The 14,502-nt window shown below is 69.7% G+C and carries 9 protein-coding genes and 1 pseudogene; all 10 read right to left on the reverse strand.

Going from position 1 to position 14,502, the window contains the following annotated elements; genetic code table 11:
• Positions 1 to 180: 180 nt before the first annotated feature.
• Positions 181 to 347: pseudogene (locus ACIHCQ_RS20555) on the reverse strand (site-specific integrase); the annotation flags it as partial.
• A gap of 37 nt (positions 348 to 384) precedes the next feature.
• Positions 385 to 996, reverse strand: coding sequence for a sarcosine oxidase subunit gamma (locus ACIHCQ_RS20560; RefSeq protein WP_399663994.1), 612 nt, complete (start codon positions 994 to 996; stop codon positions 385 to 387).
• Positions 989 to 4,255 carry a sarcosine oxidase subunit delta family protein gene (locus tag ACIHCQ_RS20565; RefSeq protein ID WP_399663996.1) on the reverse strand — a complete coding sequence of 1,089 codons (3,267 nt, stop codon included), beginning with the start codon at positions 4,253 to 4,255 and terminating at the stop codon, positions 989 to 991. The genes ACIHCQ_RS20560 and ACIHCQ_RS20565 overlap by 8 nt, the downstream gene beginning before the upstream one ends.
• Positions 4,256 to 4,267: 12 nt before the next feature.
• The gene (locus ACIHCQ_RS20570) at positions 4,268 to 5,500 is read right to left on the reverse strand and encodes a sarcosine oxidase subunit beta family protein (RefSeq protein ID WP_399663998.1); all 1,233 of its coding nucleotides are present in this window, start codon (positions 5,498 to 5,500) and stop codon (positions 4,268 to 4,270) included.
• The gene (locus tag ACIHCQ_RS20575; RefSeq protein WP_399664000.1) at positions 5,497 to 6,756 is read right to left on the reverse strand and encodes a serine hydroxymethyltransferase; all 1,260 of its coding nucleotides are present in this window, start codon (positions 6,754 to 6,756) and stop codon (positions 5,497 to 5,499) included. Before ACIHCQ_RS20575 ends, ACIHCQ_RS20570 begins: the two co-directional genes overlap by 4 nt.
• On the reverse strand, positions 6,753 to 7,613 hold the full coding sequence (locus ACIHCQ_RS20580) for a bifunctional methylenetetrahydrofolate dehydrogenase/methenyltetrahydrofolate cyclohydrolase (protein WP_399664002.1): 861 nt from the start codon (positions 7,611 to 7,613) through the stop codon (positions 6,753 to 6,755). Before ACIHCQ_RS20580 ends, ACIHCQ_RS20575 begins: the two co-directional genes overlap by 4 nt.
• A gap of 105 nt (positions 7,614 to 7,718) precedes the next feature.
• Positions 7,719 to 10,157, reverse strand: coding sequence for an FAD-dependent oxidoreductase (locus ACIHCQ_RS20585; protein WP_399664004.1), 2,439 nt, complete (start codon positions 10,155 to 10,157; stop codon positions 7,719 to 7,721).
• A gap of 247 nt (positions 10,158 to 10,404) precedes the next feature.
• The gene (locus ACIHCQ_RS20590; protein ID WP_399664006.1) at positions 10,405 to 11,376 is read right to left on the reverse strand and encodes an ABC transporter substrate-binding protein; all 972 of its coding nucleotides are present in this window, start codon (positions 11,374 to 11,376) and stop codon (positions 10,405 to 10,407) included.
• Positions 11,377 to 11,388: 12 nt separating this feature from the next.
• Positions 11,389 to 13,407, reverse strand: coding sequence for an ABC transporter permease (locus ACIHCQ_RS20595; RefSeq protein ID WP_399664008.1), 2,019 nt, complete (start codon positions 13,405 to 13,407; stop codon positions 11,389 to 11,391).
• Positions 13,407 to 14,495: a glycine betaine/L-proline ABC transporter ATP-binding protein gene (locus ACIHCQ_RS20600; RefSeq protein ID WP_399664010.1), complete on the reverse strand. Its 1,089-nt coding sequence runs from the start codon at positions 14,493 to 14,495 to the stop codon at positions 13,407 to 13,409. The genes ACIHCQ_RS20595 and ACIHCQ_RS20600 overlap by 1 nt, the downstream gene beginning before the upstream one ends.
• Between the last annotated feature and the right edge of the window lie 7 nt (positions 14,496 to 14,502).

Below are 14,502 nucleotides of genomic sequence, written 5' to 3' on the forward strand. Positions count from 1 at the left end.
GGGGGGGGGGGGGGGGGGGGGGGGGTGGGGGGGGGCCCCCCCGCTCCCCCCCCCCCCCCCCCCGGCCCCCGGGGGGGGGGGGGGGCCGGGGGGGGGGGGGCCCCCGCCCCCCCCCCCATCGACCGTACGACCGCATCGACCGTTTCCCCTTGCAACCGGACCACGCCACGATGGCTGAGAGTCCCCGCCCGTTCCGGGCCCGCGCCCGGCGGTGTGCTCTTCCAGCAGCGCACGGGCCTGCGCGGACGACAGGCGGGCCAGGGCGGCGGTGGGTGACGAACACCGGCCCGCGTGTGCCGTCCTTGTGCATCGGGGGGCAGGAACCGTGCCGTGCCGACGTCCACGTAGTCAGCCGCCCGCCAGGACCGACCGGGGGCTCAATGCTTACTGATCCAGCCCCCATTCCGCGGCCGCGTCCAGCAGCCAGTCGGTCAGGTAGCCGGCGAAGGACGAACGGACCAGCACCCAGAATCCGGCACTGGGTTCGTCCCGGGCGACCAGCACGATCTGTGCGCGGGCCAGGGTGGTCTGGGCGCAGCGCCCGGCCCCGAAAGCACGCGGGTGCAGATCCAGCGGGCAGCCGTGTGCCAGCAGGTCGCGGGCGTGTGGACCCGCGACGAGGAGGGTGGTCCGCTGGGCGGAGACATCGGTGACGGACACGGGCTCGTCGCCGACGGCCCCCCGGACCCGGCTCTCCAAGTCCTGCTGACTGCCCGGCGGGCCAACCACCAGCCACTCGTCAGGGCCGAGCCACAGAGCGGTCAGATCCCCGGCACGTACGAGAGTGTTGGGTTCGAGGGGCAGTTGGAGACCCAGCGCGAGCCCGACGGCGTCCGCTGCCGCTCCCTTGGCGTCGAGCCGGATGTCGACCTGGGTCAGGAAGGGGAGTTCGGCCAGCCGGACCGCGCCCCCGGAAGCGCGGGTTGCGGCGGCCAGGCGGCCGGCAACATCCGTCAGGGGACTGCGGAGCGGGACGGAAAGGGCGGTGTCAGCCATCGCGGCGGGCTCCCTCGGGATCGTAGAGGACGGGGCTTGCGACGGTCACCGGGACCAGCCGGTCGCCCACGGGGGCGTACAGCCGCTCCCCGATGCGGTCCCGGCCGCCCTTGACCAGGGCGAGGGCGAAGGTCCGGCCGAGCGCCGCGCTGCGGTAGCTGGAGGTGACGTGGCCGAGCATCGGGACGGGCGGGGCGGGCAGCACACTGTCGACGACCAGGTGCGTGCCCTCGGGGAGGAAGGTGCCGGGGTCCTCGGGGAGCAGACCGACCAGGTGCTTGCGGTCGGGGCGTGCGGTGTCGGCACGGGCGTAAGAGCGCTTGCCGATGAAGTCGGGCTTCTTCTTCGACACCACCCAACTCATGCCGAGGTCCTGCGGTGTCACCGTGCCATCCGTGTCCTGGCCGACGATCGGGTAGCCCTTCTCGGCGCGCAGGACGTGCATGGTCTCCGTGCCGTACGGGGTGATGCCGAACGGGGCGCCTGCCTCGTACAGTGCCTCCCACAGGGCGAGGGCCTGCCACGGCGACACATTGATCTCATAGGCCAGTTCGCCGGAGAAGCTGATCCTGCACACCCTGGCCGCGATGCCCGCGACAATCGTGTCCCGCCACGCCATGAACGGGAAGCTGTCGGTGTCCACCGACAACGTCGGCGCGAGCGCACCCAGCACGTCGCGGGAGCGGGGGCCGACCAGGGCGACGGTGGCCCACTGCTCGGTGACCGAGGTGCAGTGGACGCGCAGCTCCGGCCACTCGGTCTGCAGCCACTCCTCCATCCAGTCCAGTACGGCGGCCGCGTTGCCCGTCGTGGTGGTGACCAGGAAGCGGTCGGGGCTCAGGCGGATGACGGTGCCGTCGTCGAAGACCATGCCGTCCGGGCGGCACATCACGCCGTAGCGGATCATGCCGACCTTCAGGGTCCTCATCATGTTGGTGTAAAGCCGGTCCAGGAAGACGCCCGCGTCGGGCCCCTGCACATCGATCTTGCCGAGGGTGGAGGCGTCCATGAAGGCGACGCTCTCCCGGGCGGCTGCGCACTCGCGCAGCACGGCGGTGTCCATGTCCTCGCCGTCGTGCGGGTAGTACCGGGGCCGCTTCCACTGGCCGACGTTCTCGAACAGGGCGCCGTGCGTGACGTGCCAGTCGTGCAGGGCGGTCACCCGTACCGGGTCGTGGAGCACGCCGCGGTCGCGGCCCGCGAGGGTGGCGAAGGAGACAGGGGTGTAGGGCGGCCGGAACGTGGTCGTGCCGAGGGAAGAGATGTCCACGCCGAGCAGTTCGGCGACGATGCCACTGGCCAGGACGCCGGAGGTCTTGCCCTGGTCGTTGGCGGTGCCGGCCGTGGTGTAGCGCTTGGTGTGCTCGACCGAGCGCATACCGGCGCCGGTCGCACGGGCCAGGTCGTCGACCGTGACGTCGCGCTGGAGGTCGACGAAACGGGGTGCGTCGGTGGCGCCGGGGACGAGGAAGACCTGCATGGGTGGACACTGCGGTTCGGCGGCCACGTCGGGAAGGCGGGGCACCTCGCAGGTGTAGCCCTCGGCCTCGATCGCGCGGGTACCGGCAGCGGCGCCCTGTGCGAGCGCCCCGGCCAGGTCGAGGACGCCGTTCGCGCTGCCGGCGACCTCGACGGCCTGGCCGCAGGTGTCGGGAACGAAGGAGCCGAGCTTGTCGTCGTAGCGCAGCTTTCCGCCCGCCTGGCTGAACAGGTGCGCGACGGGGTTCCAGCCGCCGGAGACCAGCAGCAGGTCGACGGCGAACTCCCGGCGCGCTGTGGACTCCCCGTACGGGGCGACGGTCACCGCGGCGAGACGCGTGCCGCCTTCCGTGCCGGTGACGGCATGTCCGGTCAGCACCTCGATCCCGGCCTCCCGGGCACGGCGCGCCCACTCCCCCGGCTCGGACCGGGTGTCGACGATCGCCGCGATCTCCACGCCCGCCGCGGCGAGATCGAGCGCAACGGCGTAGGCGCTGTCGTTGGTGGTGAAGACGACAGCTTGGTGGCCGGGCAGGACGCCGTGGCGGTTGACGTAGGCGCGGGCCGAGGCTGCCAGCATCACACCGGGGCGGTCGTTGTCCGCGAAGGCCAGCGAGCGCTCGTGGGCGCCGGTGGTGAGAACCACGCGACGGGCGCGGATGCGCCAGACCCGCTCGCGGGAGACGTGCGTGGGCGCGGCGGCCCCCAGGTGGTTGGTGCGGCGCTCGACGGCGAGGAGGTGGTTGTCGTCGTAGTGCCCGAACACGGTGGTGCGGCGCAGCACGCGTACTTCGGGCGCGGCTTCGAGCTGCGCGCCGACCTCGTTCGCCCAGTCGAGGAGCTCGCCTGTCCCCAGCAGACTGCCGCCCAGCTCAGGCTGGTCGTCGGCGAGGATGACGCGTGCTCCGCTGAGGGCGGCGGCTGCCGCGGCGGCGAGTCCGGCCGGTCCGGCGCCGACGACGAGCAGGTCGCAGTGCGCGTGGACGGCGTCGTAGCGGGCGGGGTCCGGCTCGGTGGCGAGCCGCCCCTGGCCGGGCAGGCTGCTCGCCACCAGGCCGTCGTACAACTCGACCGTCGTCGCGGGCAGCATCGGCTCGGGGAAGGGTGCCTCGATCTGGACGACCGCGTTGGGCTCCTCGACGCCGGCGGAGAAGATACCGCGGGGGCGGCCGAGCTTGATACTCGTGCCGGCCTGGATGACGCCGTTGGCGAGGAGGGCGGAGGCGAGGGTGTCTCCGCGGAAACCCTCGTACTGGGTGCCGTCGAAGGTGAAGCTCAGCCGCTCGTCGCGGTGGATCCGGCCGCGGGTGGGCAGGCGGAACGGCTGGTTCTCCTCCACCCCGCCCCTTCCCGCTGCATCCGGTACGCGGCTGCCGCCACGTGGCAAGAGCTCTCCCCTGGACCCCGCTGGGGGCTCCGCCGGTGTCGCTGGATGTGGCTCAATGGTGGCCGAACGCGGCTCGGTAGCGACCGGACGTGGCACGACAGTGGCCGGACGTGGCTCGGCAGTGGCCGGACGCGGCTCCCCCGCCCGGTACACCGTCAGGATCTCGTTCGTCGCCGTGTCCCGCACCGCGTTGAACCAACGGCGGCAGCCCGCCGCATGGTTCCAGCGTTCGGCGAACGGGCCCTTGGGGTTGTCGCGGAAGAAGAGGTAGCGCGCCCACTCCTCGTCGGTCAGGGCTGCGGGGTCCTGGGGATAGGGCACGTGCGCCTGGCCGCCGTAGTGGAACTCGGCCTCGTCACGGGGCCCGCACCAGGGGCATGGGATGAGAAGCATGGGTTCGGCTCCCTAGTGGGCCACTGCGGCTGCGCCGTGCTCGTCGACGAGCGCGCCGGTGGTGAAACGGTCGAGCGAGAAGGGGGCGTTGAGGCGGTGAGGGGTGTCGTGGGCGATGGTGTGGGCGTAGACCCAGCCGACTCCCGGGGTGGCCTTGAAGCCGCCGGTGCCCCAGCCACAGTTGAGGTAGAGGTTGTCGACCGGAGAGAGGCCGACGATGGGTGAGGCGTCGGGGCTGACGTCGACGATGCCGCCCCAGGTCCGCAGCACATGGGCGCGGGCGAAGACCGGGAAGAGCTCCAGGGCGGCGGACATCTGCTCTTCGATGATGTGGAAGGCGCCGCGCTGGGTGTAGGAGTTGTACGAGTCGATGCCCGCGCCCATCACCAGCTCGCCCTTGTGCGCCTGGCTGACGTACACATGGACCGCGTTGGACATGACGACTGTCGGGTGCACCGGCTCAAGGAGCTCGGAGACCAGCGCCTGCAACGGGTGGCTCTGCAGGGGGAGTTCGATCCCCGCCATGGCGGCCAGGACCGAGGTGTGGCCCGCTGAGCACAGGGCCACCTTGCCCGCCGCGATCGGGCCCAGCGTGGTCTGGACTCCCACCACCCGGCCACCGACCACGTCCAGACCGGTGACCTCGCAGTTCTGGATGATGTCGATCCCGGCCGCATCGGCGGAGCGGGCCAGGCCCCACGCGACGTGGTCGTGCTTGGCGATGCCGGCGCGCGGCTGGTAGGTGCCGCCCAGGACCGGATAGCGCACGTCCGGCGAGATGTTGACGATCGGGCAGACCTCTGAGACCTGCTGGGCGTCGAGCCATTCGGCGTCCACGCCGTTGAGCCGGTTCGCCTCGACGCGGCGCACGCTGTCGCGGACGTCCTGGAGGCTGTGGTCGAGGTTCAGCACGCCGCGCTGGGAGAAGAGGATCGGGTAGTCGAGCTCGTCCGCCAGTCCCTCCCACAGCTTGAGCGAGTGCTCGTAGATGCCGGCGCTCTCGTCCCACAGGTAGTTGGAGCGGATGATGGTGGTGTTGCGGGCCATGTTGCCGCCCGCGAGCCAGCCCTTCTCCAGTACGGCGACGTTGGTGATGCCGTGGTTCTTCGCCAGATAGTGGGCGGTGGCGAGGCCGTGGCCGCCGCCGCCCACGATCACCACGTCGTACGACCGCTTGGGCTCGGGCGTGCGCCACAGCCAGTCGGGGTGTTCCGGGAGTTCGGCGCCGGGGGTTCGGGGACTCATCGGGCGTCTCCTGAAGGACCGGAAAGGTGCGAGTAGAGCGGGTGCTTGGCGGCCAGCGCCTCCGTACGGGCGCGCAGGGCGGCGGTGTCGGGCTCGGGCTGGAGGGCCAGCGCGATCACGTCGGCGACCTCGGCGAAGTCCTCCTTGGTGAAGCCGCGGGTGGCCAGGCCCGGTGGGCGCACCTGCCTGGCACTCGGGATGCGCGCGTGCGGCACGGCGTTCATAACGGCTCGGTCATGAACGTGCATGACCACGCAATTACGCGATATAGCGACCAGTTTCGGTCGCCGGGATGCGGTTGAGTAGCGACCACAGATAGTGTCGCGTTTGCGATCTGGGACGCCGGGAACGGCGCCAGCGTGCGGGGCCTCTGCTCCACCAGAGAGATGGTTCAGAGCCTCCCCGTCGCCTCTGGCCGTACCCACTTGGCCAGGTCGTGCAGGAAACCGGCCTCCCGGGATCGGAACACGCACAGGATGCGTGTCGCCGCCTCGGGGACGAGTACGCCGGGGACCAGTGCGTCCAAGACCGTTCGGGGCGTGCCAGTGCGCGGATTCACTCCCGCTTACTGCAAAGGAACGGTTGGGGTGCAGTCCGGCTGCGACGAGACCGGCAAAGCCCACCATGTCGGCCACGGGATACGCGCCGACCTCGTCGGTGAGGCGGCGGAAGCGGGCGAAGTCCAGCGGCCGCCGCATCGCCGACCAGCCCGCGGTGATCATCTTGGGGCGGTGTTCCTTGGCGAGGTGTTCCACCTCGTCCATGTCGACGAGGTTGTCCGCCTCGGCCACGTGATAGGGTACGACATTGAGCATCTTGCCGCTGTAGTTGAGGCGCATGCCGTGGGTGAGGTGCCCGCCGTGCGCGAGGTCGAGGCCGAGGATCGTGTCCCCGGGCTGGAGCAGCGCGAAGAAGACGGCGGTGTTCGCCTGGGCGCCGGAGTGCGGCTGGACGTTGGCGAAGCCCGCGCCGAAGAGGGACTTGATCCGCTCGATGGCCAGCCGCTCGGTGACGTCGACGTGTTCGCAGCCGCCGTAGTACCGGCGGCCCGGGTAGCCCTGGGGGCCCCTCCCAGGCGAAGCTCTGGGGGAGTACTTGTTGGTGAGGACCGAGCCCTGCGCCTCCATCACCGCCGAGGGTGCGAAGTTCTCGGAGGCGATCATTTCGAGGGTGGACTGCTGGCGATGCAGCTCGGCGCGGAGCACGGCATGGACCTCGGGGTCCAGCTCCGCCAGGGGGGTGTTCAGCGCGTTCATACGGTGCTCGCGTTCCTCTCGGCGGCCTCGACGACATTGGCGAGCAGCATCGCCCGCGTCATGGGTCCCACGCCCCCGGGCATCGGCGCGAGCCACCCGGCGACCGTGGCCGCGTCCGGGTGCACATCGCCGACCAGCCCGTGGTCGGTGCGGGTGATGCCGACGTCCAGGACCGCCGCGCCGGGGCGCAGCATGTCCTTGGTGATCAGCCCGGGCGAGCCGGCGGCCGCGATGACGATGTCCGCCTCGCGTACGTGCCAGGCCAGGCCCTTGGTGCCGGTGTGGCAGAGGGTCACGGTGGCGTTCTCGGACTTGCGGGTGAGCAGCAGTCCGATGGGCCGTCCGACCGTGATGCCCCGACCGATCACGCACACCCGCGCTCCCGCGAGCGGCACGTCGTGACGGCGGAGCAGTTCGACGATGCCGCGCGGGGTGCAGGGCAGCGGGGCCTCGACGCCGAGGGCCAGGCGGCCGAGGCTGACGGGGTGCAGGCCGTCGGCGTCCTTGGCCGGGTCCATGCGTTCCAGGACGGCATTGGCGTCCAGGTGGCGCGGGAGCGGGAGCTGGACGATGTAGCCGGTACAGGCCGGATCGGCGTTGAGCTCGTCGATCACGTCCTCGACCTGCTGCTGAGTGGCGTCGGCGGGCAGTTCACGCCGGATGGAGGCGACGCCGATCTGCGCGCAGTCACGGTGCTTGCCCGTGACGTAGGCGTGGCTGCCCGGGTCGTCACCGATCAGGACGGTGCCCAGCCCGGGTGGGTGGCCGTTGGTGGCGGTCAACTTGGCCACGCGCTCGGCGAGTTCGCGGCGGATCGCGGCGGCGGTCGCCTTGCCGTCGAGCAACTGTGCGTTCACCGGCGGTACTCCTTCCCTCGGTTTCCTCGGTTTCCCCCGGTGCGGGCGCGGAACGCGCCGGCGGAGAGCAGGGCTTGCCGTTCGGCTGCGTGCCGACGGGACGCCCTAGCCACGGAGGCGGGACATGGTCGGGTCGAACAGGGGCTCCTCGGCGACGACCGCGTCGACGCGCTGGTCGAAGTAGCCGATGTGCAGGGCGCGGCCGGTGGTGGCGAGCTCCGCCGGGAGCCACGCGTAGGCGATGCCCTTGCCGATGGTGTAGCCGTAGGCGGCGCTGGTGACATAGCCGACGGGGCGGTCACCGTCGTACACCGGCTCCTTGCCCATGACGACGGCGTACGGGTCGTCGATGGTGAGGCAGGTCAGCCTGCGCCGCACGTCGGCCTTGCGCCGTTCGAGCGCGGCCTTGCCGATGAAGTCGTCCTTGTCGAGCTTGACGGCGAACCCTACCCCGGCCTCGTAGGGGTCGTGTTCGTAGGTCATGTCGGTGCCGAAGGAGCGGTACCCCTTCTCCAGGCGGAGGCTGTTGAAGGCGCCTCGGCCGGCCACGATGCCGCCCAGCGGCCGGGCCGCCTGCCACAGGGTGTCCCACAGCTTCTGGCCCAGGTCGGCGGTGGTGTACAGCTCCCAGCCGAGCTCACCGACGTAGGACAGGCGCATCGCGGTGACGGGGACGGAGCCGATGTGGGCGCGCTTGGCGCGGAAATACTTCAGACCGCCGGCCGAGAAGTCCGCGTCGGTGAGCGGCTGCAGGACGTCGCGGGCGAGCGGTCCCCACAGGCCGATGCAACAGGTGCCGGGGGTGATGTCGCGTACGGCGACGGATCCGTCGGCGGGGAGGTGGCGGGTGAACCAGTCGAGGTCCAGGTTGCCGTTGGCGCCGGCCTGGAAGAGATCGGGGGCCAGCCGGGCGACGGTGATGTCGCTGCGGATGCCGCCGTCCTCGTCCAGCAGCAGGGTGTACGTGACGGAGCCGACGGACTTGTCGACCTTGCTGGTGCACAGCCGCTCCAGCAAGGCGGCGGCTCCGCGCCCGCTGATCTCGAGCCGCTTGAGGGCCGTCATGTCGTACATCGCGACGGTTTCACGGGTGGTCTGCGCCTCGGCGCCGACGATGGGCGACCAGTAGCGTGCGGCCCAGTCGTTGGGAGTGGGGATGGAACGGCCCTCGACCAGGCCTGCGTTGGCCTCGTACCACTGGGGGCGCTCCCAGCCGTTCGCCTCCAGGAAGAAGGCGCCCAGCCCCTGCTGGCGGGCGTGGAACGGGCTCATGCGGATCGGGCGCGGGTCCCCCGACGGCTGGAGGGGGTGCAGGATGTCGTAGACCTCGACAAAGTTCTGGCAGTCGCGGGCCAGCACGTACTCCGGGGCGAGCTGGTGCGGCTCGAAGCGGTTGAGGTCGCACTCGTGCAGGTCGAAGGACGAGCAGTGGCCGTCGACCAGCCATTCGGCCACGGCCCGCCCCACGCCCGCGGAGTGGGTGACCCAGACGGCCTCCGCGACCCAGAAGCCCTTGACGTCCGGGGATTCACCGAGGAGGGGCAGGCCGTCGGTGGTGAAGGAGAACAGGCCATTGATGCCTTCCTCGACCTTGGCCTCCCGGGTGGCGGGGAGCAGTGCCTGGGTCTCGGTCCAGGCATCCGCGAAGTCGTCCTCGGTGAACTTCAGGACGGACGGCATCTCGTCGGCGTCGTCGACGGACAGGATGTCGTCGGCGGAGACCGGCATCGGACGGTGGCCGTAGTAGCCGATACCCAGGCCGTCGAAGCGGTCGCGATAGTAGAGGTCGGCGTCCTGGTGGCGCAGGATCGGGTGCACCGCCTCCTGCGTCTGGCCCGCCAGGGCCGGTACCGGGCCGGTCCAGGCCAGTTGGTGGGCGAGCGGGGTGAGCGGGAGATTCATGCCGACCATGCGGGCGATCTTCGGGCCCCAGATGCCGGCGCAGCACACGACGATGTCGGCGGGGATCTCGCCCTGGTCGGTGAGGACGCCGGTCACGCGGCCCTCGCTCTGCTGTACGTCGAGGACTTCATGGCGGGCGAGGAAGCGTACGCCGCGCTCGGTGGCCCGCCGGATCTGCGCCTCGACGGCGAGTACGGCCTTCGCGAGGCCGTCCGTCGGGACCAGCAGACCACCGAGGACCTTGTCCGGATTCACGAGCGGGTGCTGTTCGACGCACTCCTCGGGGCTCAGCAGCCGGCCCTCGATGCCCCAGGCGGTGAGCCAGCCGTGGCGGCGGTGGAGTTCCGTGACGCGCTCGGGGGTGGTCGCCACTTCGAGGCCACCGACCTGCAGGAAACAGGGCTGACCGTCGACGTCGAGCGAGCAGAACTTCTCGACGGTGTACCGGGCCAGCTCGGTCATGGCCTTGGAGGAGTTCGTCTGGAAGACCAGGCCCGGTGCGTGTGACGACGATCCCCCCGTGGCGGGAAGCGGGCCCTGGTCGACCACGGTCACTTCGGTCCAGCCTCGCGCGGAGATCTCGTCGGCGAGGGCCGCTCCCACCACGCCCGCTCCGATGATGACCACCCGGGGTCCCGCCATTGCCGCACCTCCGATTTGAAAGCGATCCAGTTGCTTTCTACGCAACATGATTCAGGCTGCGCAACTCAATGTGCCGGTCGCGGGGGTGCGTGTCAAGGGTCCGTGACGTCGGAGAACAAGCCCGAACGCGACGGGGCCCGGCAGGCTGCCAGCGCAGCCTGCCGGGCCCTTCCGGAGGGTTTCCGGGTCACTCGTGCGCGACGGTCCGTCGTCGGCCCGGCGGCCGGAGACGGTGCCGCCCTGCGCCCTACTTGATCCAGGCGTCGACCTTGTCGCGATTGGCCTCGACCCACTTCTTCGCCGCCGCGTCGGGCGACATCTTGTCCACGGCGATGTACTTGGCCACGGTGTTCTGGTCGTCGTTCGTCCAGTTGAACTTCTTCACCAGGTCATAGGCCGGACTGCCGGACTTGGCGAACTTCGCGCTGACGATCTTGTCGAGGTTGTACACGGGATAGTCGCAGGCGACCTTCGCCGCCTCGGCGTCACAGCCCGTCTTGTATTCGGGCAGCTTGACCTTCACCAGCGGCACCTCGGACATGAACCACTGCGGCTCGTAGAAGTAGCCGATCACCCATTCCTTGTTCTTCTCGGCCTTCCGGAACGCCTGGATGAGGGCGGTCTCGCTGCCCGCGTACACCACCTTGAAGTCCAGCTTCAGGTTCTTCACCAGCGCCTCGTCGTTGGTGACGAACGACGGGTCTCCGTCGAGGAGCTGACCCTTGCCGCCCGACTCCGAGGTCTTGAACTTGTCGGCGTACTTGTTCAGGTTCTTCCAGTCGGTGATGTCCGGGTACGCCTTGGCCAGCCACGGCGGCACATACCAGCCGATGAGACCCTTGTTACCGGTCTGACCCGCATCGACGGCAGTCTTCTGGTCGGTGATGTACTTCTTCTTCAGGTCGTCGTGACCCCAGTTCTCGATGACGGCGTCGACCTCGCCCGTCCCGAAGCCCTGCCAGGCGATCTCTTCCTTCAGGTCCTTCTTGGTGACCTTGCAGCCGAGGTCGTGCTCCGCCACATACGCGACGACCGCCGCGTCGGCCTCGTAGCCGACCCACGGGTTGACGGCGAGGTTGAAGGTGCCGCACTTGCCGGAGCTGCCCGAGCCGGCGGAGCTGTCGTCACCGACCTTCGCGCCGCCACAGGCCGTGAGGGTGAGGCTGAGGACCGCTATACCGGCCGCGCCGGCTCTCCACTGTCTTGCTTGCCTTGCCATGATCAGTGCTCCTTATGCGCTCGTACGTCGAGCCGCTGCCTGAGTGATCCGGTCGAACATGACTCCGAGCAGTACGATGGCGAGCCCCGCCGCCAGCCCCTTGCCGTACAGCTGCCCCTGCGAGAATCCGGCCACGACGTCGTAGCCGAGGGCGCCCGCTCCCACCAGGCCGCCCACAACAACCATCGACAACACGTAGATGAGGCCCTGGTTGGTCGCGAGCGTCAGGGCACTGCGTGACATCGGCAGTTGAACCTTGGTGATGATCTGCCAGGTGTTGCACCCGGCAGCCGTGGCCGCTTCGACGGTGGTTTCGGGCACGGCCCTGACACCATCCGCGATGATCTTGATGGTGACCGGCACCGCGTAGACGACTGCGGCGACGATCGCCGTGAACCGCGTCGCGCCGAACAGCGCGAGAAACGGCACGAGATAGACGAACGGCGGCATGACCTGGGCGGCGTCCAGGGTGGGCCGCAGCAGCCGGTCCACCAGCGGACTGCGCCCCATCCACACCCCGAAGATGACACCGAGCACCATGACCAGCACGGTCGCCACGGCGGTGGACGCCAGCGTCGTCATGCTGTCCGACCACACGCCCGTGCCGACCAGCAGGCCCACGCACACGACCGTGGTGACCCCGGAGCGCCATCCGCCGAGCACCGCGCCGAGGGCAACCAGGACCGCGCCGACCAGCCACCACGGAGAGTCGGTCAGCACCGTCTGGAAGGGATTGAGCAGGCCGTTGGTGATTACGTCGCGGAATCCGTTCGTGACTCCCGAGAGATTGTCCTGCGCCCATGTGGTCATGCTGTCCGCCGCTTTGGCGATGGAGCTGCCGGTGCTGCCCTCGCCGGGGAACTCGGCCGCCCAAAGGTATGTGTGCGACATGTAGACCAGTACCGCCGCTACCACTCCGCCCGACGCCAGCAGCGGTCGCCGCCACTTGGCAAAGCGATTCGCCGAGCGCCGGGCCGCCTCCGCGCGTGAGCTCGCCGCGGTCGTGACCCGGTCAAGGACGATGGCCACCACGACAATGGCGAGGCCCGCGTTGAAGGCCGTGCCGACGTCGAGCGACTGCAGCGCCTGGACGACGGTCTTTCCGAGGCCGGGCGCGTCGATCAGGGCCGCGATGGTCACCATGGCCAGGGCGGCCATGATGGTCTGGTTGACGCCCATCACCACGGTCCGCCTGGACATCGGCAGCAGGACCTTCAGCAGCGTCTGCCGCTGTGTCGCGCCCAGCGAGTCGGCCGCTTCAACGGTGGTCTCCGGTACGGAACGGATGGCGTGCGCGGTGATGCGGATCGCCGGCGGTGCCGCGTATATCAGCGTGGCGATCGTGGCGGAGGCAGGACCGATGAGGAAGAACAGGGTCAGGGGGGCCAGATAGACGAAGGTCGGCATCGTCTGCATGAAGTCCAGGAAGGGCGTCATGATCCGGTTGAACCGGTCGGACAGTCCCGCCCACACACCCAGGGGGATCGCGAACAGCAGCGCCACGAGGACCGCGGAGAGGGTCAGCGCCAGCGTGTCCATGCTCTCCTGCCACAGACCCTGCAGCCCGAGGAAGGTGAAGCCGCCCACGGCCAGGAGCGCGACTCGCCAGTTGCCCACCGCCCAGGAGACGTATCCGGCGATACCGACGACGCCGAGCCAGCCGACCTGCGGCACCGGCCGGTCGGCGGACGGCTGGGAGATCAGGTCCTGGACGAAGGTCACCAGGGTGTCGATGACCAGGCGGATCTCGTTGAAGAAGTACAGGAAGAGCGGGTTGGAGTCGCGGTCCGCGCCGATCGAGTCGTTGACGTCATTGAACCAGCGATGCAGATCGGTGAGGTCCGCCGCCGCCAGCGTCAGGGTGTCCTTTCCACGCAGCACGGCGAAGAGGACCAGCCAGGCGACCAGGATCGCCGCCACCACCATGCGGCGGCTGACCCTGCGTGCGCCCGCGACGGGCGCGACCTCCTCCGACTTGCCTATCTTGTCTGCTTTGTCGGCATTCTCCGACTTCTCTACGGCAACGGTCATCATATGTCGCCTTCCTGCCCGGCGACCACCGCGAGGATCTCCTCATCGCCAACGATGCCGAGCAGCTTGCCGTTCTCGACGACCTTGACCGGCTTCTCGGCTGCCAGCACCGCCCGGGTGGCCTCCCGCACCACGACGTCCGGGCCCAACTCCGGGCCGTCCAGGGCGTCGTCCGGCTCCGCCGGGCGCATGATCCACCGCAGGGTCAGCACTTGGCCGCGCGGCACGTCCCTGACGAAGTCGCGTACGTAGTCGTCGGCGGGGGCGCCGACCAGTTCGTCGCCGGTACCGCACTGGACCATCTTGCCGTCGCGCATGATGAGGATGCGGTCGCCCAGCTTGAGCGCCTCGGAGAGGTCGTGGGTGATGAACACCATCGTCTTGCCGACCTCGTGGTGCAGACGGATGACCTCGTTCTGCATGTCACGGCGGATCAGCGGGTCGAGCGCCGAGAACGGTTCGTCGAAGAGGAGCACGTCCGGATCACCGGCCAGCGCCCGGGCCAGGCCGACGCGCTGCTGCATGCCGCCGGAGAGCTGGTCGGGGTAGGAGTTCTCGTATCCGGAGAGGCCGACAAGTTCGACGACCTCCAGCGCCCGCTTGGTGCGCTCCGCCTTACCCATGCCGCGGATTTCCAGGCCGAAGGACACATTGTCGACAACCCGGCGGTGGGGCAGCAGCCCGAAGTGCTGGAAGACCATGGAGAACTTGCTGCGGCGCAGTTCGCGCAGGCGCTTGTGGTCCGCGTCGCGGATGTCCTCGCCCTCGAAGACGATTTCACCCGCGGTGGGTTCGATCAGCCGGGTCAGACATCGCACCAGGGTGGACTTGCCGGAACCGGACAGGCCCATGACGACGAAGACCTCGCCGGGTGAGACCTCGAAGTTCACGTCGCGTACGGCGGCGGTGCATCCGGTGCGGTCCATCAGCTCGCGGCGGGTGAGCCCGCACAGCTCCTCGGAGTCCGGTACCTGGTCCGCCTTCGGTCCGAACACCTTCCACAACTTGCGCACGGATATGACCGGGGTGGGTGCCGGGTCCTGGGGCGTGCCGCGCCGCTGCGGCACCTCAGTCGTTGCTGGGGTCACGATCGGC

It is taken from the genome of Streptomyces sp. NPDC052236 (assembly GCF_044548015.1).
Taxonomy (GTDB): domain Bacteria; phylum Actinomycetota; class Actinomycetes; order Streptomycetales; family Streptomycetaceae; genus Streptomyces.